At 72.7% G+C, this 19,427-nt stretch carries 14 protein-coding genes; 8 read left to right on the top strand and 6 right to left on the bottom strand.

All coding sequences use genetic code 11. The annotated features are described in order from the left end of the window. Position 1: 1 nt before the first annotated feature. From nusA to ACZ3IJ_RS04865, 8 genes are all read left to right on the top strand, one after another. Positions 2-1,009 carry a transcription termination factor NusA gene (nusA, locus tag ACZ3IJ_RS04900; RefSeq protein ID WP_467466297.1) on the top strand — a complete coding sequence of 336 codons (1,008 nt, stop codon included), beginning with the start codon at positions 2-4 and terminating at the stop codon, positions 1,007-1,009. 120 nt (positions 1,010-1,129) lie between these two features. Continuing rightward, positions 1,130-1,408 carry a YlxR family protein gene (locus ACZ3IJ_RS04895; protein WP_352191528.1) on the top strand — a complete coding sequence of 93 codons (279 nt, stop codon included), beginning with the start codon at positions 1,130-1,132 and terminating at the stop codon, positions 1,406-1,408. Positions 1,409-1,555: 147 nt separating this feature from the next. Next, positions 1,556-4,651 (top strand): translation initiation factor IF-2, encoded by a 3,096-nt coding sequence (gene infB / locus ACZ3IJ_RS04890; protein ID WP_467466296.1) that lies wholly within the window; start codon positions 1,556-1,558, stop codon positions 4,649-4,651. A gap of 141 nt (positions 4,652-4,792) precedes the next feature. Beyond that, on the top strand, positions 4,793-5,086 hold the full coding sequence (locus ACZ3IJ_RS04885) for a DUF503 domain-containing protein (RefSeq protein ID WP_391798180.1): 294 nt from the start codon (positions 4,793-4,795) through the stop codon (positions 5,084-5,086). Between the two features lie 29 nt (positions 5,087-5,115). Beyond that, on the top strand, positions 5,116-5,565 hold the full coding sequence (gene rbfA / locus ACZ3IJ_RS04880; protein WP_361434416.1) for a 30S ribosome-binding factor RbfA: 450 nt from the start codon (positions 5,116-5,118) through the stop codon (positions 5,563-5,565). Then, a complete protein-coding gene (gene truB / locus ACZ3IJ_RS04875; RefSeq protein ID WP_391798179.1) occupies positions 5,565-6,464 on the top strand; it encodes a tRNA pseudouridine(55) synthase TruB in 900 nt (299 codons plus the stop codon). The genes rbfA and truB overlap by 1 nt, the downstream gene beginning before the upstream one ends. A gap of 216 nt (positions 6,465-6,680) precedes the next feature. Then, positions 6,681-10,505, top strand: a complete 3,825-nt coding sequence (locus tag ACZ3IJ_RS04870; protein ID WP_467466295.1) for a trypsin-like peptidase domain-containing protein — start codon at positions 6,681-6,683, stop codon at positions 10,503-10,505. Between the two features lie 31 nt (positions 10,506-10,536). Further along, positions 10,537-11,493: a bifunctional riboflavin kinase/FAD synthetase gene (locus ACZ3IJ_RS04865; protein WP_391798177.1), complete on the top strand. Its 957-nt coding sequence runs from the start codon at positions 10,537-10,539 to the stop codon at positions 11,491-11,493. 42 nt (positions 11,494-11,535) lie between these two features. Here the strand turns inward: ACZ3IJ_RS04865 and ACZ3IJ_RS04860 are convergent, their stop codons facing one another. The 6 genes from ACZ3IJ_RS04860 to ACZ3IJ_RS04835 all read right to left on the bottom strand — a co-directional run. Then, positions 11,536-12,615: an ABC transporter ATP-binding protein gene (locus ACZ3IJ_RS04860; protein WP_467466294.1), complete on the bottom strand. Its 1,080-nt coding sequence runs from the start codon at positions 12,613-12,615 to the stop codon at positions 11,536-11,538. Beyond that, positions 12,612-13,577 (bottom strand): ABC transporter ATP-binding protein, encoded by a 966-nt coding sequence (locus ACZ3IJ_RS04855; RefSeq protein WP_467466293.1) that lies wholly within the window; start codon positions 13,575-13,577, stop codon positions 12,612-12,614. The genes ACZ3IJ_RS04860 and ACZ3IJ_RS04855 overlap by 4 nt, the downstream gene beginning before the upstream one ends. Beyond that, positions 13,574-14,473, bottom strand: coding sequence for an ABC transporter permease (locus ACZ3IJ_RS04850; RefSeq protein ID WP_467466292.1), 900 nt, complete (start codon positions 14,471-14,473; stop codon positions 13,574-13,576). Before ACZ3IJ_RS04850 ends, ACZ3IJ_RS04855 begins: the two co-directional genes overlap by 4 nt. Further along, complete coding sequence (locus tag ACZ3IJ_RS04845; RefSeq protein ID WP_467466291.1) at positions 14,470-15,531, bottom strand: ABC transporter permease; 1,062 nt, start codon at positions 15,529-15,531, stop codon at positions 14,470-14,472. The genes ACZ3IJ_RS04850 and ACZ3IJ_RS04845 overlap by 4 nt, the downstream gene beginning before the upstream one ends. A 12-nt stretch (positions 15,532-15,543) precedes the next feature. Continuing rightward, positions 15,544-17,400 carry an ABC transporter substrate-binding protein gene (locus tag ACZ3IJ_RS04840; protein WP_467466290.1) on the bottom strand — a complete coding sequence of 619 codons (1,857 nt, stop codon included), beginning with the start codon at positions 17,398-17,400 and terminating at the stop codon, positions 15,544-15,546. A 177-nt stretch (positions 17,401-17,577) separates the two neighbouring features. Beyond that, positions 17,578-19,427: MinD/ParA family ATP-binding protein (locus ACZ3IJ_RS04835; RefSeq protein WP_467466289.1), on the bottom strand; the 1,850-nt coding region annotated here is incomplete at its 5' end.

Raw genomic sequence — 19,427 nt, 5'->3', positions numbered from 1 at the left:
CGTGGACATCGACGTGAAGCTCCTGAAGGGCTTGGCACAAGAGAAGGAGATCTCCTTCGAGATGCTGGTCGAGGCGATTGAGTCGGCCCTCCTCATCGCGTACCACCGCACCCCCTCGGCCCGCCGCCACGCGCGCGTGGAGCTGAACCGGCAGACCGGTCACGTGACGGTGTGGGCGAAGGAAGACCCCTCCGAGCTGGAGGAGGGCCAGGAGCCCAAGGACTTCGACGACACCCCGTCGGACTTCGGCCGGATCGCCGCGAGCACCGCCCGCCAGGTCATCCAGCAGCGGCTGCGCGACGCCGAGAACGACGTCACGTTCGGCGAGTACGCCCGTCGTGAGGGCGACATCGTGGCCGGCATGGTGCAGCAGGGCAAGGACCCGAAGAACGTCCTCGTCAAGCTCGACGACAAGCTGGAAGCCATCCTTCCGGTGCAGGAGCAGGTGCCGGGCGAGGACTACACGCACGGTCTGCGGCTGCGTACGTACGTGGTGCGGGTGGCCAAGGGTGTCCGCGGTCCGTCCGTCACCCTTTCGCGTACGCACCCCAATCTGGTGAAGAAGCTCTTCGCGCTCGAGGTCCCCGAGATCGCCGACGGCTCCGTCGAGATCGCGGCGATCGCCCGTGAGGCCGGTCACCGCACCAAGATCGCCGTTCGGTCCACCCGTTCGGGCCTGAACGCCAAGGGCGCCTGCATCGGCCCGATGGGCAGCCGGGTGCGCAACGTCATGGCCGAGCTGCTCGGCGAGAAGATCGACATCGTCGACTGGTCGGACGACCCGGCCGAGATGGTGGCGAGCGCGCTCTCCCCGGCCCGGGTCTCCAAGGTCGAGATCGTCGACCTGGCGGCCCGTTCCGCCCGGGTGACCGTGCCGGACTACCAGCTGTCGCTGGCGATCGGCAAGGAGGGGCAGAACGCCCGCCTGGCCGCCCGCCTCACCGGCTGGCGCATCGACATCCGTCCGGACACCGAGCCCACGTCCGACGAGCAGCGCGATCGGGACTGAGCGCGCTACGACAGAAGAGATCGCGCCCTCGTCACCCCGTGTGAGGGCGAGATCACGACAAACGACCGTTCGATTCCTGCCCCAAACGGGTGGGGTCGGTGCGGGGAGGTAGACTTAGCCGTGTCTGGCCGGACGCATGCCCGCGCGTGCCCTGAGCGAACCTGTGTGGGATGCCGGGAGCGAGCGGCCAAGAGCGATCTGCTGCGCATCGTGGCGGTCGAGGGCGCATGCGTCCCCGATCATCGCGGTACGCTGCCCGGCCGGGGTGCGTATCTGCACCCCGCCTCGGTCTGTCTCGACCTGGCGGTCCGCCGCCGGGCGTTCCCGAGGGCCTTCAAGGTCCAGGGGCCGCTCGAACTGGCGGAAATCAGGTGTCGGCTGGAGCAGCTCACCCAGTAAGAAGAAGTACGGCACGGATAACCGTGCGGTCAGGTACCTCGCGAGTTGGAAGTAGGTCGAGATTGCGATGAGCACTCGATGAGTACGCGATGAGTACGCCCATGAAGTAGCGACGGTCCGGCGGTAACCGGACCTAAAAGGAGCGAAGTGGCTAAGGTCCGGGTATACGAACTCGCCAAGGAGTTCGGTGTGGAGAGCAAGGTCGTCATGGCCAAGCTCCAAGAACTCGGTGAATTCGTCCGTTCGGCGTCCTCGACGATCGAGGCGCCGGTCGTGCGCAAGTTGACTGATGCGTTGCAGGGTCCCGGCGGTGGCGCCGGCAAGACCGCTGCGAAGCCTGGCGCGCCTCGTAAGGCCGCCCCCTCGAAGCCGTCGGCGCCGTCTCCGGCCGCCGCGGCACGTCCCGCTGCCCCGAAGCCCGGCGCCCCGGCTCCCAAGCCGGCCCCCGCCGCGCCTGCGGCCCCGGTCACCCCGGCGGCTCCGGCGAGCAGCACCCCCTCTCCGGCTCCGGCCGCCTCGGGCCCCCGCCCGGGCCCGAAGCCCGCGCCCAAGCCGGTCACGCCGGCTCCGGCCGCACCCGAGTTCACCGCGCCTCCGTCGGCTCCGGCCGCCGGTCCGCGTCCGGGTGGCGCGACCCCGGGACCGCGTCCCGCCGGCGAGCGCCCCGCCCGTCCGGGTCAGGGCGCGCCGCGTCCGCAGGGCCAGGGTGGCCCGCGTCCGCAGGGCCAGGGCGCTCCGCGTCCGGGCGGTGCCCGTCCGGCCGGTCCGCGTCCGGGCAACAACCCCTTCACCTCGGGTGGCTCCACCGGAATGGCGCGCCCGCAGGCGCCCCGTCCGGGTGGCGGCGCCCCCCGTCCCGGCGGCCCGGGTGCCGTTCCGGGTGCCCCGCGTCCGCAGGGCGGCCCCGGTGGCGCCCCGCGTCCCCAGGGCCAGGGCGGCGCGCGTCCCACCCCCGGTGGCATGCCGCGTCCGCAGGCTCCCCGTCCGGGCGGCGCGCCCGGCGGTAACCGTCCGAACCCCGGCATGATGCCGCAGCGTCCCGCTGCCGGCCCGCGTCCCGGTGGTGGCCCCGGCGGTCGTGGCCCCGGTGGCCCCGGCGGTCGTCCGGGTGGCGGCGGCGGTCGTCCCGGTGGCGGCGGCGGCTTCGCCGGCCGTCCGGCCGGTCCCGGCGGTGGCGGCGGCGGCTTCGCCGGTCGTCCCGGTGGTCCCGGTGGCGGCGGCGGTCGTCCGGGTGGTCCCGGCGGCGGTGGCGGCGGCTTCGGCGGTCGTCCCGGTGGCTTCGGCGGCCGTCCCGGTGGCCCCGGTGGCCGTGGTGGCACGCAGGGCGCCTTCGGCCGTCCCGGCGGTCCCGCGCGTCGTGGTCGCAAGTCGAAGCGTCAGAGGCGCCAGGAGTACGAGGCCATGCAGGCCCCGTCGGTCGGCGGCGTGATGCTGCCCCGCGGCGGCGGCGAGACCATTCGCCTGTCGCGCGGTGCCTCCCTCACCGACTTCGCCGAGAAGATCGGCGCCAACCCGGCGTCGCTCGTCGCGGTGATGATGAACCTCGGCGAGATGGTCACGGCCACGCAGTCCGTCTCCGACGACACGCTGCAGATGCTCGGCGACGAGATGAACTACACCGTTCAGATCGTCAGCCCGGAGGAGGAGGACCGCGAGCTCCTCGAGTCCTTCGACATCGAGTTCGGCGAGGACGAGGGCGGCGAAGAGGCTCTGGTCTCCCGTCCGCCGGTCGTCACCGTCATGGGTCACGTCGACCACGGTAAGACCCGACTTCTCGACGCGATCCGCAAGACGAACGTCGTCGCGGGCGAGGCCGGTGGCATCACCCAGCACATCGGTGCCTACCAGGTGGGTACCGAGGTCAACGGCGAAGAGCGCAAGATCACCTTCATCGACACCCCGGGTCACGAGGCGTTCACCGCCATGCGTGCCCGTGGTGCGAAGTCGACCGACATCGCGATCCTCGTGGTGGCGGCCAACGACGGTGTGATGCCCCAGACGATCGAGGCGCTGAACCACGCCAAGGCGGCCGACGTGCCGATCGTGGTCGCGGTCAACAAGATCGACGTCGAGGGCGCGGACCCGACCAAGGTCCGTGGTCAGCTGACCGAGTTCGGTCTGGTGGCCGAGGAGTACGGCGGCGACACGATGTTCGTCGACATCTCCGCCAAGCAGGGTCTGAACATCGACTCCCTGCTGGAGGCCGTGGTCCTCACCGCGGACGCCTCGCTCGACCTGCGGGCCAACCCGGACCAGGACGCGCAGGGTATTGCGATCGAGTCCCACCTCGACCGTGGTCGCGGTGCCGTCTCGACCGTCCTGGTCCAGCGCGGAACGCTGCGCATCGGCGACACCGTGGTGGTCGGCGACGCGTACGGCCGCGTCCGGGCGATGCTCGACGACAAGGGCAACAACGTCGAGGAGGCGGCTCCGTCGACTCCCGTCCTGGTGCTCGGTCTCACCAACGTGCCGGGTGCCGGCGACAACCTCCTGGTCGTCGACGAGGACCGTACGGCGCGTCAGATCGCCGAGAAGCGTGCTGCGCGTGAGCGCAACGCCGCCTTCGCCAAGCGCGTCCGCCGGGTGTCCCTCGAGGACCTCGACAAGGTGCTCAAGGCCGGTCTGGTCCAGGAACTCAACCTCATCATCAAGGGCGACGCGTCCGGTGCGGTCGAGGCTCTCGAGTCCTCGCTGCTCCAGCTCGACGTCGGCGAAGAGGTCGACATCCGTGTCCTGCACCGCGGTGTGGGTGCGGTCACCGAGTCCGACATCGACCTGGCCATGGGCTCCGACGCCATCGTCATCGGCTACAACGTCCGCGCTGCGGGCCGCGCGGCGCAGATGGCGGAGCGCGAGGGTGTCGACGTCCGGTACTACTCGGTGATCTACCAGGCCATCGAGGAGATCGAGGCGGCGCTCAAGGGCCTCCTCAAGCCGGAGTACGAAGAGGTCGAGCTCGGTACGGCGGAGATCCGCGAGGTCTTCCGCTCGTCCAAGCTGGGCAACATCGCCGGTGTCCTCATCCGCTCCGGCGAGGTCAAGCGCAACACCAAGGCGCGCCTCGTCCGCGACGGCAAGGTCATCGCCGAGGACCTCACGATCCACGGTCTGCGCCGCTTCAAGGACGACGTCACCGAGATCCGCGAAGGCTTCGAGGGCGGTATCAACCTCGGAAACTTCAACGACATCAAGATCGACGACGTCATCGCGACGTACGAGATGCGCGAGAAGCCGCGCGCCTGAGTGCGGCGGTAGGTTCGGGGCCGGTCGGCGGAAAGTATTCCGTCGATCGGCCCCGGCCGTTGCGTGTACGGTTCTGGTGTTCCTGCCAAGCGACGGCGTGGCAGGCCACCGAACCCGAACCGGCGGGACATCCGGCACCGCATGTACCTGGGGACTCTGTCCTTCGATCTGCTCCTCGGCGACGTTCATTCGTTGAAGGAGAAACGCTCCGTCGTCCGGCCCATCGTCGCCGAGCTCCAGCGCAAGTTCTCCGTGAGCGCGGCCGAGGTGGGCGACCAGGACCTCCATCGCAGGGCCCGGCTGGGCGTCGCGCTGGTGTCCGGGGACGCGGGGTTCGTATCGGACGTGCTCGACCGCTGTGAGCGGCTGGTCGCGGCCCGGCCCGAGGTGGAGCTGCTGTCGGTGCGACGCAGGCTCCACACTGATGAAGACTGAATGAGCAAGGCAAAGAAGGAGAAGGACCAGTGGCCGACAACGCGCGGGCGAAGAAGCTGGCGGACCTCATCCGGGAGGTGGTCGCCGAGAAGCTGCAGCGCGGCATCAAGGACCCGCGCCTGGGTACGCACGTGACCATCACGGACACCCGCGTCACCGGTGACCTGCGGGAGGCCACGGTCTTCTACACGGTCTACGGCGACGACGAGGAGCGGGCCAGCGCGGCCGCCGGACTGGAGAGCGCCAAGGGCATCCTGCGCTCCGCCGTCGGTGCCGCCGCCGGGACGAAGTTCACGCCGACGCTGACCTTCGTCGCGGACGCCCTCCCGGAGACCGCGAAGACGATCGAGGACCTCCTCGACAAGGCGCGGGCCTCCGACGCCAAGGTGCGCGAGGCGTCCTCCGGCGCGAAGTACGCCGGCGAGGCGGACCCGTACCGCAAGCCCGAGGACGAGGACGAAGAGGGCACCACCGCCTGATGAGCACCGCAGGGAAGACGCCCGACGGCCTGGTCGTTGTCGACAAGCCGTCGGGCTTCACTTCGCACGACGTCGTGGCCAAGATGCGCGGGATCGCCAAGACCCGTCGCGTCGGCCACGCGGGAACGCTCGACCCCATGGCGACGGGCGTCCTCGTCCTCGGCGTGGAGCGGGCGACGAAGCTGCTCGGCCACCTCGCGCTGACCGAGAAGGAGTACCTCGGCACCATCCGTCTGGGCCAGACGACGATCACCGACGACGCCGAGGGCGAGATCACGGCGTCCGTGGACGCTTCCAAGGTGACCCGCGAGGGGATCGACGCGGGCGTGGCGGAGCTGACCGGCGCCATCATGCAGGTGCCGTCGAAGGTCTCCGCCATCAAGATCGACGGCAAGCGGTCGTACGCGCGGGTGCGCGGCGGCGAGGAGTTCGAGATCCCGGCCCGGCCGGTCACCGTCTCGTCCTTCCAGGTGTACGACGTCCGCGAGGCCGTCGCCGAGGACGGCACGCCCGTCGTCGACCTCGTCGTCTCCGTGGTCTGCTCCTCCGGTACGTACATCCGGGCGCTCGCCCGCGACCTGGGTGCCGGACTCGGCGTGGGCGGCCATCTGACCGCGCTGCGGCGGACCCGGGTCGGCCCGTACAAGCTCGACTCGGCGCGGACCCTGGACCAGCTCCAGGCGGAGCTGACGGTCATGCCGGTCTCCGAGGCGGCCGCCGCGGCGTTCCCCCGCTGGGACGTCGACGAGAAGCGGGGCCGGCTGCTGCTGAACGGCGTCCGCCTGGAGATGCCGTCCTACCCGGCCGGGCCGGTCGCGGTCTTCGGCCCCGGCGACCGGCTGCTCGCCCTCGTGGAGGAGCAGAAGGGCAAGGCCAAGAGCCTCGCCGTCTTCGGCTGACCCGTCGTACCACGCATGGTGGAGCGGGCACGCGCGCGTGCCCGCTCCACACTCCCCCCGGGTGATCCCCCGATCCCCCCGGGCGAGTATCTATCCACTCCGGTCCGCGTATTCACCCCTTCGGGCGGGCGCTTGGAGTGAAACGGGGGAGCGCCGGGGGGCGCGTTCGGCCTGTGTGGTTCTCCGAGTGATCACCACCGACCTACCGTCGACACCATGGGACGCGGGGACCTCGGCACGCTGGTACGGATCTGCGATCCGGCGGGCCGACCGCGTGGGACGGGCTTCGTGGCCGACGACCGGGGAACGGTCGTCACCAGTCACGAGGCCGTCGACGGGCTCGTGGGGATCGTCCTGCACGCCCCCGGCGACCGGACACACCTCGCCGGCGCCGACGCGGTCACCACCCTGCCCGGGACCGGTCTCGCGCTCGTGGCGACCGAGGGGCTCGACGTCAGGCCGATGCCGGTCTCCGCACGGACGGAGGTCGAGCCGGGCACGTATGTACGGATCGCGGCCCATGGCTGGCGCGAGGCGCGGGTCCTCGGCGCGGCGGCCGTCAGCCACACGGAAGCCGGGCGTCGGCGGGCCCTCGGCCACGCCTGGGAGCTGGCCATCGGCACCGAAGGCGCGGAAGCCCTCCGGCTGGGCGGACAGGCCACCGGCGGCCCCGTGGTGGACCCGGAGACCGGGGCCGTCCTCGCCGTCCTCGCCACCGCCGTGCACGGCGACCACCGTGCCGCCGGGTACGCCCTGCCGCTCGCTCCGGTGGACCGGCTGGCCGGGCTGCTGAGGCGCAACGCGGCGACCGCGCCCTGCTACGGATCCGAGCTCAACCTGGCGGCCGTCCTGGAGCTCACCGCCACCTCCGCCGGAGCCGCGGACACCGCCGGGGCGGGTCCCGTGCCCGTCGAACGCGCCGACTGCATCCGGGAGTTCGCCGCCTTCGCCGCGTCCGGCGCACTGGTCCTCGCCCTTGTCGGCGCCCCCGGCACCGGCCGTACGACCGCGCTCGAAGCCCACCGCGCCGAGCGGGCCCGGGGCGCCGAGCCCGCGCCCACGATCCGACTGCGCGGGGCCGACCTGCGCGCGGACGACACCTCCGTCGCCGACGCCGCAGGCCGCGTCCTGCGCCAGGCCGGACGCGTCGTCACCGCCTCGGGCGCCCGAGGCGACACCACGACCGCCACTCCCGAACGCGCCGCCGCACTCGCCCGCGCCGCCGGCCGGCCGCTCCTGATCGTCCTCGACAGCCCCGAGGAGATGCCTCCGGCCCTCGCGCACCGCCTCCCCGTCTGGACCACGGGCACCGAGACCTGGCTGCGCGCCCACGGCGCCCGGCTGATGCTGGGCTGCCGGCCGGAGCACTGGGAACAGGCCTGTCGGCACTACACCCCCGACGCGCTCCACCGTCCCGCCGACGAGGCGCTGCCCGGCGCGCTGCCCGGTGCCGTACAACTCGGTGATCTCACCGAGGACGAGGCGCGGCTCGCCCGCGCGCGGTACGGACTCGACCACACCCCTCCCGCGGCCGACGACGTCCGGCACCCCCTCACCCTTCGGCTGCTCGCCGAGGTGCGGGACGCCATGCCCGGGGGAGCGCCGGGGACGCCGGGGCGGGAGGAGGTCTTCGCCGCCCACCTCGACCTGATGTGTCTGCGGGTGGCCGTACGGATCGCCGCCGGAACCCGACCCGTCCCGCACGGCGCCGCCGTCCGCCGGCTCGCCACGCGCGTCGCCGGCCAGGTCCACGAGGCGGCCCGCAGGTGCCTGGGGCCCGGGCAGGGCGAGCTGGACCGCGGTTCCTTCGAGGAGCTGTTCCCCTGGCGGACCGGCTGGGCCTCCGCCGTCCTGACCGAGGGCCTCCTCGTCCCGGCCGGTTCCGGCTACCGCTTCGGCCACGAGGAGGTCGCCGACTGGATGCAGGGCGCCCACCTGGACGTCGACGGCGCCCTGTGCGCGCTCGCCGAGGTCACCCCGCCCGCGTCCGACCGTCGGGGCTCCCCGCCCCCACCGGCCGAGGTCACCCCGCCCGCCCCCGACCGGGGCTCCCCGCCCGCGTCCGACCGTACACGTCGCCCCCGCTCACGCCCCGCACGGCCCGCGCGGCCCGAGCCGGCCGCCGAGGCGGCGCGGGGCGCGCAACCTGACGAAGGGGGCTCTCCGCCCACGCAACCCGAGGTCACCCCGCCGGCGTCCGACCGTCCGGGCTCTCCGCTCGCCCCCGACCGTCCGGGCTCTCCGCTCGCGGGCCCGCCGCAGGGCCGTCAGGGCCCTCTGCCCGTACCGCGGCACCGGATCGGGCCCGTCGTGCAGGCCCTGCTCCTGATGGACCGCGAGCACGGCTCCGACGCGCTCGGACTCCGCCTGACCGGTCTCGTCGACGCCTTGGACCGGCTCCGCGCCGAGGGCCGCGCGGCCGGTGACACCGGCTGGTGGGCCTCCCGGCTCCTCGCCCGGACCCTGCTCGCCCTTCCCGACCCCCGGCCCCACCTCCCGGTCCTCCGCCACCTCGCCGACCGGCTGGGCGCCCCCCGCCCGGCCCCGCCCCCCGGGGAGGCGATCCCCCAGCAGCGCCCCTCGCCGGAAGCCCGGCCCCCGGAAGCCCGCCCCCCGGCCGTCGCCGCCGCGCACGCCGGCACCTCGCCCGCGCCGCGCTCCCACCCCTCCGGGCCGACCGCCCCGGTCTTCGGGCCCGCGTTCTGGCAGGCGCTGCGGGTCGGGGAGGGGGAGCGGATCGACCTGCTGCGCAGACTCGTACCGGCCGACCCGCCCGTCGGTCTGACCACGGCGCCCCGGTTCCTCGACGTCGTCGCCGAACGCCTCGTCGCCGAGCCCCGTGGCGTACAGCCGCTGCTCTGCCGCTGGTTCGGCGACGGACGCGCCCTCGCCGCCGCCCCGTACGCCACCGTCGGCACCGCCGCGCAGGCCCTGCTCCACACCCATCGGCACCTGGCCGTCGACGACCTGTGCGAGGCGCTCGTCGCCACAGCCCACCCGCTCGCCGAAGGGCTGCTCACCGCGCTCACCGAGGACGAGCCGTCGGCCGTCTGCCGGGCCGTCGACCGATGGGCCCACGACGACGGCCGGCCCGCGCGCCGCGCCGCGGCCGCCACGTACGGCAGCCTGGTCGCCCCGCACGCCACGACCGGACCCGACCGCGAGCTCCTCCGGTACGCCGCCCTCGCCCTGCTCGCCCGCCCCGGCGACGCGGCCCTGCACGGCCCCGCGCTCGGCCTCCTCGTCCGCGACCCGCACACCCGATCCCGCCATCTGCCCCGCGCCCTGACCCACCCCCGCGTCCCTGCGGACGCCCTCGCCGCCGCGCTCCCCACCCACCCCGAACCCGTCCTCGCCGCCCTCCAGGCGCGGCTGCACGGACCCGGAGAGGCCGCCGGAGGGGCCCTGCGCGCGCTCGCCGAGGTCACCACGCCCGCCCTCGCCCGGCGCGCGGCCGCCCTCGTCGGCGCGTACGTCGACCGCCACCCCGACGGCGCCCGGCACGCCGCCGCCTTCGTGGACCGCCGCCTCGAACACGGGCCCGCCGCCCGCGCGGTCCTGTTCCCCCTGGTCACCGGCCTGCTCCGGGGCCGGCCCGTCCAGGTCCGCAGCGCCCTGGCCCCTGTGCTCGCCGCGCCCGGCACGGGGGCCTCCCGCCTGCTGCGCGCCGAACTCCTCGACGTGCTCCTCGACCACGAGCGGTACGCCGCGCGGGACCTCACCGTGCTCGACGCCCTGCTGCGCGCCGCCGCTCTCGGCTGCGAGAGGCGCCCCGAGGTCCGCACCCGCGACCTCGTCCGCCGCACCGCCCTCCTCCTCGTCCGTACGACCGAGGGGGCCACCTGCTGCGACCGGCGGCTCGTCGAGCTCGCCCGCGAAGTGCCCGCGTTCGGGGTCCAGCTGGCCCGCTGGATCGCCGACGCCCCCGACGACTGGTCCCTCCTGGTCGGCCCGGCCGCCGCCCGTACGGTCCAGAGCGTCGGCAGGTCCATGCCGATGCGAGGAGAAGGCCGTGGGCATGGCAGTCTTAGACCGGCGTAATCGGCGAACAGGCGGACGAGGAGCGGTCACAGTGCAGCGCTGGCGTGGCTTGGAGGACATCCCCCAGGACTGGGGGCGCAGCGTCGTCACCATCGGCTCCTACGACGGGGTGCACCGCGGGCACCAGCTGATCATCGGCAGGGCCGTGGAGCGCGCCCGCGAGCTGGGCGTGCCCTCGGTCGTGGTCACCTTCGAGCCGCACCCCTCCGAGGTCGTGCGACCCGGCAGCCACCCCCCGCTGCTCGCCCCGCACCCCCGCCGCGCCGAGCTGATGGCGGGCCTCGGCGTGGACGCGGTCCTCGTCCTGCCGTTCACGGCCGACTTCTCGCAGCTCTCCCCGGCGGACTTCATCGTGAAGGTCCTCGTCGACAAACTGCACGCCAAGGCCGTCATCGAAGGGCCGAACTTCCGCTTCGGCCACCGCGCCGCCGGCAACGTCGCCTACCTCGCCGAACTCGGCGCCACGTACGACTACGAGGTCGAGGTCATCGACCTGTTCGTGAGCGGCACGGCGGGCGGCGGGGACCCGTTCTCCTCGACGCTCACCCGCCGTCTGGTCGCCGAGGGTGACGTGGAGGGCGCCGCCGAGATCCTCGGACGCCCGCACCGCGTCGAGGGCATCGTGGTCCGCGGCGCCCAGCGCGGCCGCGAGCTCGGCTTCCCCACGGCCAACGTCGAGACCCTGCCGCACACCGCGATCCCGGCGGACGGCGTGTACGCCGGCTGGCTCACCGCCGCCGGGGAGCGCATGCCGGCCGCGATCTCGGTCGGTACGAACCCGCAGTTCGACGGGACGGAGCGGACGGTCGAGGCGTACGCCATCGACCGCGAGGGACTGGACCTGTACGGCCTGCACGTGGCCGTCGACTTCCTGGCGTACGTCCGCGGCATGCTCAAGTTCGAGACCCTGGACGATCTGCTGGAGGCGATGGCCGGGGACGTGAAGCAGGCCCGCGAACTCACCGCGGTGTACGACAGGAAGAACTGACCGCCGTTCCGGGGGCACCGTACTCCGACGCGCCCCCGGAGGTCAGACCGTCTTCACGCCGGCGGTCACCCAGTGACAGGCCACCTCCCGCGTGCCGCCACCGCCGAGCACCGGCAGGTCCTCGCTCCGGCAGCGGTCCGCGACCGCCGCGGCCTCGCCCGAGGCAAGGACCTGGCAGCGGGCGTGGAAGCGGCACCCGGACGGGATCCGGGCCGGGTCCGGCGGCTCTCCGGCCAGCACCACCGGCGCCCCCTCGGACTCCGGCAGCACGGACAGCAGCGCCCGCGTGTACGGATGCTGAGGGGCCGTCAGGACCGACTCCACCGTGCCGGTCTCCACGATCCGCCCCAGGTACATCACCGCGACCCGGTCCGCGATGTTCCACGCGAGGCCGAGGTCGTGCGTCACGACCAGCGCCGAGAGCCCCAGTTCGTCGCGGAGCCGCAGCAGCAGCGCCAGGATCTCGCCCCGTACCGAAGCGTCCAGCGAGGCCACCGGCTCGTCCGCGACGATCAGCTCCGGCTGCAGGACCAGCGCGCCCGCGATGACGACACGCTGGCGCTGACCCCCGGACAGTTCGTGCGGATAGCGCAGGAAGAACCGCTCCGGCGGGCGCAGGCCGGCGCGGGACAGGGCCTCGGCGACCGCGGCCCGCTCGTCCCCGTCGTACCCGTGGATCCGCAGCCCCTCGGCCACCGCGTCGTACACGGTGTGCCGGGGGTTCAGCGAGCCGCTCGGGTCCTGCAGGACCAGCTGGGCGCGCCTGCGGTACGCCTTGAGGGCGCGGGAGGTGTACGCGAGCGGCTCACCGGCGAAGGAGACGGAGCCGGCCGTCGGCGGCACCAGCCCCAGCAACGACCGCGCGAGCGTGGTCTTGCCGCACCCCGACTCGCCGACCAGGGCCACGATCTCCCCGGCGCCGATGTCGAGATCCACCCCGTCCACGGCCCGCGCGGGAGGAGCGCCCCGTCTCCCGGGGAAGGTGACGCGCAGCCCGCTCGCGGACAGCAGCGGACCGGCGGCCTTCGCCGCGCCCTCCGCGGGCGCCGAGGCCACCGACGCCCCCGCGCCCGCGCCGGCGCCCACGCCCGTCGGCGTGGCGTCCGGTGTCAGCGGATTCATGAGCCACTCCCTACGTGTACGCAGGCGGCGCGGCGCCCCGCGCCCGCCTCCCGCAGCTCCTGGTCCTGCTCCCCGCAGACCTCCACGGCCGCCGGACAGCGCGGATGGAACGCGCAGCCGGCAGGCAGGGCGGCGGGGTCCGGCGGATCGCCCGGAAGACCGCGCGGCGCCCGGCGCGACGCCGGGTCGCCGATCCTCGGGAAGGCCGACGACAGGGCGCGCCCGTACGGGTGCTCCGCCGCGTCGTACACCTGACGCGCAGGGCCCTCCTCCACCACCCGCCCCGCGTACATCACCGCGAGTCGGTCACAGGTGTCGGCGAGGACCGCCAGGTCGTGACTGATCATCAGCAGGCTGATCCCGTCGTCGGCCACCAGACGCTCGATCAGCCGCAGGATCTGCGCCTGGATCATCACGTCGAGAGCCGTGGTCGGCTCGTCCGCCACGATCAGGCGCGGATCGCAGGCCAGTGCCATCGCGATCATCACGCGCTGCCGCTGTCCGCCGGACAGCTCGTGCGGATAGGCCGCCGCCCGCGCGGCCGGCAGACCGACGTGCTCCAGGAGCTCGCCGACCCGCTTCCGCGCCTCCGCCGGGGTGGGCCGCCCGTGCACGAGCAGCGGCTCGGCGATCTGGTCGCCGATCCGCTGCACCGCGTTCAGCGAGTGCATCGCGCCCTGGAAGACGATCGACGCGCCCGCCCAGCGCACGGCCCGCAGCCGTCCCCACTTCATGGCGAGGACGTCCTCGCCGTCCAGCAGGATCTGCCCCGTCAGCCGCGCGGAGGCGGGCAGCAGGCGCAGCAGTGCCAGCGCCATCGTCGACTTGCCGCACCCCGACTCGCCCGCGACACCGAGCTTCTGCCCGGCCTCCAGGGTGAGGTCGACGCCCCGCACGGCGGGGACGGCCGACGCCCCCGACCCGTACGTCACCGTCAGATTCCGTACCTCGAGCAGGCTCATCGCCCCACCCCCAGTTTCGGGTTCAGCACGGACTCGACCGCCCGGCCGCACAGCGTGAAGGCGAGCGCGACCAGCGCGATCGCGATCCCGGGAGGCGCGAGGTACCACCAGTGGCCGGACGAGACCGCACCCGCCTCCCGGGCGTCCTGGAGCATGCCGCCCCAGGAGACCACCGTCGGATCGCCCAGGCCCAGGAAGGCGAGCGTCGCCTCGGTGAGGATCGCTGTCGAGATGCCGAGCGTGGTCTGGGCGAGGACCAGCGGCATCACGTTGGGCAGCACGTGCCGGCTCATGATGTGCCCGTGTCCACCGCCGAGTGCCGTGGCCCGCTCGATGTACGGACGGGACTCCACCGCGATCGTCTGGGCGCGCACGAGACGGGCCGTGGTCGGCCAGCTGGTGACGCCGATCGCGAGGATCACCGTCCACATCGAGCGGGACATCACCGTCGCGAGCACGATCGCGAGGACGAGCGTCGGCATGACGAGGAACCAGTCCGTGATGCGCATGACGACCGTCGAGAACCAGCCGCCGTAGTGCCCGGCGATGATCCCGACCAGGGTGCCGATGGCGACCGAGAGTGCCGCCGCGAGCAGCCCGACGAGGAGCGAGATCCGCGCGCCCCAGAGCAGCAGCCCGAGCAGCGACCGGCCGAACTGGTCGGTTCCGAGGGGGAATTCGGCACTCGGCGGCTCCATGGCCGTACCCGGCGCGTTCGTCACGGACTGCACGTCCGCGCCGACGATCAGCGGGGCGGTGAGCGCGAACAGGGCGATCAGCGCGAGCCCGGTGAGACCGTACAGACCTGCGCGATGGGTGCGGTACTGCTTCCAGAAGCGGGACACCGTACCGCGTCGGCGTTCCCAGGCCAGAGACGAGAGTGACGAGGAGGTCATCGGCCCACCCGGGGGTCGAGCAGCGGATAGAGCAGATCGGCGATCAGGTTCATCACGATCATCGCGCCGGCGAAGACCACGAAGAGGCCCTGGACCAGCGGCAGATCGGGCACGCTGAGCGCCTGGTAGAACAGCCCGCCGAGCCCCGGCCAGGAGAACACCGTCTCCACCAGGATCGAACCGGCCGCCACATGGCCGAGGTTGATGAAGACCATCGTCACCGTCGGCAGCAGCGCGTTCGGCACGGCGTGGCGGCGCCGCACGACGTCGTCGCGCAGCCCCTTCGCCCGCGCCGTCGTCAGATAGTCGCTGCCCATCTCGTCGAGCAGCGAGGAGCGCATGACGAGCAGCGTCTGCGCATAGCCGACCGCGACCAGGGTGACGACCGGCAGCACCATGTGGTGGGCGACGTCGAGGACGTACGCGAAGCCGGTCTCACCCGCGCCCGACTCCATGCCGCCGGTCGGGAAGAGACCGGGGACCGGCCCCATGCCCACCGAGAAGACGATGATCAGCAGCAGCCCGAGCCAGAACGAGGGCACGGACCACAGGGTCAGTGCGACGCCCGTGCTCACCCTGTCGCCCAGCCCGCCGTGGTGCCAGGCGGAGCGGGTGCCGAGCCAGAGGCCGAGCGCCGAGTAGATCACCACGGCGACACCGGTCAGCAGCAGCGTCGCCGGCAGCTTCGTCGCGATGAGATCGCCGACCGGGGCGTGGAACTGGTACGACGTGCCGAGATCGCCGCTCAGCGCCTTGGCGCAGTAGTCGGTGAACTGCTGCCACAGCGGCAGATCGAGCCCGAACTGGCGGCGCAGCGTCGCCAGCTGCTCCGCCGAGGTGGGAATCCCGTGCGTCATCGCCTTGACCGGGTCGCCGGGGATGATCCGGAACAGGAAGAAGCTGGTGACCAGGACGGCGAAGAGCGAGACGGCCGCGCCGCCCAGCTTCCCGGCCACGTAGCGGAGGTACTGGAGGGTCGTACCGGTACGGGACGCGCCGTCCGTGGTGCGGACCTTCCGGGTCCGCACCACGTCGGCGGGGGTGCTTGCTGTCGTCACGTCGCCGCTCGTCTACTCGCGGTCGTCGGCGGTGGAACGCCGCCGCATGCCGAGGAGGACACCGAGGCCGACCACGACCACCACGGCCGCGCCGATGCCGAGGATCACACCGTTGGAGGACTCGCTCTCCGATCCGGCGGCGGTGGACGCCGGGGTCGGCACGGCGGACCACCAGCTCCAGTAGCCGTCCTGCCCCCAGAGGTTGCCGGCGGCCGCGGGCATGGTCGTGATGGACTTGATCTGGTCCGAGCGGTACGCCTCCAGGGCGTTCGGGTAGGCCATGATGTTCATGTACCCGGTGTCGTACAGTCTCGACTGCATCTGCTTGACGAGATCCGCCCGCTTGGCGGCGTCGTACTCCGCCGACTGCTGCGCGTACAGCGTGTCGAACTGCTTGTCGCAGATGAAGTTGTCGGTGGCGCCCGTGTCCTTCGGGGTCGCGGGCAGCGTGCCGCAGGTGTGGATCGACAGGACGTAGTCGGGGTCGGGGTTGACCGACCAGCCGTCGAAGGCGAGGTCGTAGTCGCCCTTCGTCCACGGATCGCCGACGTTGTCCAGGCACTCGACCTTCAGCCCGATGCCGAGCTCGCCCCACCACTCCTGGAGGTACTTCCCGACCGCCTTGTCGTTCGGGTCGGTGGCGTGGCAGAGGATCCGGAAGTCGAGCGGCCTGCCGTCCTTGCCGACCCTCTTGCCCTCGCCGTTCTTCCGGTAGCCGGCCTGGTCGAGCAGCTGCGCGGCCCTGGCCGGGTCGTAGGCGAGCTTCTGCGCGGCGCCCGGCTTCCAGAAGTACGAGCCGAAGCGCGGCGGGATGTACCCCTCGCCCTCGACGGCGTGGCCCTGGAAGACCTTGTCGACGATCGTGGTCCGGTCGACGGCCAGGAAGAGCGCCTTGCGGACCGCCGGGTCCAGGAGCGCCGGGTGGCCGTTGCCGAAGGTCTTGCCGTCCTTGGAGCGCGCGCCCGGGTTGGTGGCCAGGGCGAAGAAGCGCCGGCCGGGGGCGTCGTTGACCTTGATGTTCTCGGCGGACTTCAGCGCTGCGGCCTGAGCGGGCGTCAGGTTCGAGACGAAGGACACCTCGCCCTTCTGCAGCGCGGCGACGGCGGCGTCACCGTCCTTGTAGTACTTGAACACCAGCTCGTCGAACTTGGGTGCGCCCCGCCAGAAGCCCTTGTTCGGCTTCATCTTGATGTACTGGTCGACCTTGAAGTCCGTGATGACGAACGGTCCGTTGCCGACGATCGGGAACTGCTGGTCGTTGTTGAACTTCGAGAAGTCGCCGACCTTCTCCCAGACGTGCTTGGGCACGATCGGCACGTCCAGCGCCGTCATGGTGGCCTGCGGCTTCTTCAGCTCGATGACGAGGGTCCGCGAGTCGGGCGCGGTGACCTTCTTGAAGTTGGACGTGAAGCTGCCGTTCGCGGTGGCGGCGTTCGGGTCGGTCATCATCTTGTTGAAGGTCCAGGCCGCGTCCTCGGCGGAGGCCTTCTTCCCGTCGGACCACGTCGAGTCCTCGCGGATCGTGTACGTCCAGGTGAGCTTGTCCGGCGAGGACGTCCACGCGGTCGCCAGACCCGGGATCACCCGGGCGTCCTCGGCGTCGTAGTTCGTCAGGTACTCGTACGCCAGACGGTGGATGCTGGTCGACACGAGCTTCTGGGCGAGGAACGGGCTCAGCGAGTCGACGCTCTGCGAGACGGCGACCGTGAGGGTGGTGCCGCCGCTCTTGGCGTCGCCATCGGCGGACGGCGCGGCCTGGGCCGTGACCTGGGGGACGGCCATCAGCGTGGTGGCGGCGACACCCACGGCGAGCAGCAGCCGGGGGAGTCTTCGGGAGGCGGCGGGGCGGGGCGGGACCTTCGTGACCATGACCATAGGACGTACCTCGCGTCGTGGATCTTGGGCGCCAACTGGTGAAGCGAAGGTCTATCAGCGGGGGACGACGTCGTCAACGATGACTCAAACCCCTTGTGGGCTGCGGGAATGCAATGAGGCCCCGCACCGGGGAGCCGGTGCGGGGCCTCATTGGTCTACTCCTGTGACGCCCTACTGCTGAGGGGCTGGCGGAGCCTGCGGAGGCGTCTGCTGGGGCTGCTGCGGCCATCCGGCGGGCGGCATCGGAGCGTTCGGATCCGCTTGCGCCTGCGGAGGTACGGGCTGCGCGGGGGGCTGCTGCTCCCACCCCTGGGCCGGGCCGGGCTGGCCGGGGTGACCGGGCTGGCCGTACTGAGGCGGCTGTCCGGGCTGCCCGGGCTGCCCGGGTTGTCCCGGCTGAGGCGCGTACGGCTGCTGCGGGTAGGGCTGCGGCTGAGCCTGCGGGTACGGCTGGGGGGCGTACGGCTGACCCGGCTGCGGCGCGTACGGCTGACCGGGCGCGGGCTGACCGGGCATCGGCTGCTGGCCGGGCATGGGCTGACCGGGCATCGGCTGCTGGCCCGGCATGGGCTGCTGGCCGGGCATGGGCTGCCCCGGCACCTGCTGATGGCCCGGCATCGGCGGGGCGGCGTTCGGCGGCAGTCCGCCCTGGCCGTCGCCCGTCCACAGCCCCTGTACCTGCTGCGCCCGCGCGAAGTCCTCGGCGACCATCGCCGACAGGTTGAAGTACGCCTCACGCGTCTTCGGCCGCATCATGTCGAGGTCGACCTCGGCGCCGGCCGACAGGTGCTCGTCGAAGGGCACCACGATCACCCCGCGGCAACGGGTCTGGAAGTGCTGCACGATGTCGTCGACCTTGATCATCTTTCCGGTCTCGCGCACCCCGGAGATGACCGTGATCGAACGCTGCACCAGCTCCGCGTACCCGTGGGCGGAGAGCCAGTCGAGTGTCGTCGAGGCGCTGGAGGCGCCGTCGACGGACGGGGTGGAGATGATGATCAGCTGGTCGGCGAGGTCCAGCACGCCGCGCATCGCGCTGTAGAGCAGACCCGTACCGGAGTCGGTGAGGATGACCGGGTACTGCTTGCCCAGGACGTCGATCGCCCGCCGGTAGTCCTCGTCGTTGAACGTCGTCGAGACGGCAGGGTCCACGTCGTTGGCGATGATCTCCAGACCGGACGGCGCCTGCGAGGTGAAGCGGCGGATGTCCATGTACGAGTTGAGGTACGGGATCGCCTGCACGAGGTCACGGATCGTGGCCCCGGTCTCGCGGCGCACCCGGCGGCCGAGGGTGCCGGCGTCGGGGTTGGCGTCGATGGCGAGGATCTTGTCCTGGCGCTCGGTGGCCAGGGTCGCGCCGAGCGCGGTGGTCGTCGTGGTCTTGCCGACACCGCCCTTGAGGGAGATGACCGCGATCCGGTAGCAGGACAGCACCGGAGTACGGATGAGGTCGAGCTTGCGCTGCCGCTCGGCCTCCTCCTTCTTGCCGCCGAGCTTGAACCGGGCGGAGGCGCCGGGGTTCCGGCTGGACTTGGCCTTCTGCTTGTTGTTGCGCAGCAGCCGGTCGGAGGAGAGCTCGACCGCGGCGGTGTACCCGAGCGGCGCACCCGGCACGGACCGCTCGCGCTGGTCGTGCGTCACCGGGGTGGGCCAGGCGGCACCGGTCCGCGGGTCGACGGGCGCCTGCGGCGGAACCTGCGCCTCGGGCTGCGGCTGCGGCTGCGCCTCACCGGGCTGCGGGAAGCCGTACCCGCCCTGGGCCTGAGGAGGCACGGGCGCGGGCTGAGGCTGGGCCGCCGGGACCTGACCCGGTTGCGGGAATCCGTAACCGCCCTGCGGCGCGGGGGCCTCGGGCGTCTGAGGTGCCGGCTGGGGCTGTCCCGGCTGGGGGAATCCGTAGCCGCCCTGGGGCGGCTGTGCGGCGGGCGGCTGTTCGGCCTGTCCCGGCTGGGGGAAGCCGTATCCGCCCTGCGGTGCGGGGGCGGTGGGCGCCTGCGGTGCGGGCTGGGGCTGTCCCGGCT

The sequence above is a fragment of the Streptomyces sp. NPDC013317 genome (assembly GCF_055563155.1).
The sequence above is the reverse complement of the archived record's forward strand: the minus strand, read 5'-3'. Positions and strand labels throughout refer to the sequence as shown.

What these genes read in the sequence shown, in the direction of transcription:
- truB (WP_391798179.1), top strand. Translation starts at nt 5,565, where the DNA reads ATGAGCACCGCAGGGAAGACGCCCGACGGCCTGGTCGTTGTCGACAAG.
- ACZ3IJ_RS04850 (WP_467466292.1), bottom strand. Translation starts at nt 14,473, where the DNA reads ATGACCTCCTCGTCACTCTCGTCTCTGGCCTGGGAACGCCGACGCGGT.
- ACZ3IJ_RS04860 (WP_467466294.1), bottom strand. Translation starts at nt 12,615, where the DNA reads ATGAATCCGCTGACACCGGACGCCACGCCGACGGGCGTGGGCGCCGGC.
- ACZ3IJ_RS04885 (WP_391798180.1), top strand. Translation starts at nt 4,793, where the DNA reads ATGTACCTGGGGACTCTGTCCTTCGATCTGCTCCTCGGCGACGTTCAT.
- ACZ3IJ_RS04855 (WP_467466293.1), bottom strand. Translation starts at nt 13,577, where the DNA reads ATGAGCCTGCTCGAGGTACGGAATCTGACGGTGACGTACGGGTCGGGG.
- ACZ3IJ_RS04840 (WP_467466290.1), bottom strand. Translation starts at nt 17,400, where the DNA reads ATGGTCACGAAGGTCCCGCCCCGCCCCGCCGCCTCCCGAAGACTCCCC.
- ACZ3IJ_RS04870 (WP_467466295.1), top strand. Translation starts at nt 6,681, where the DNA reads ATGGGACGCGGGGACCTCGGCACGCTGGTACGGATCTGCGATCCGGCG.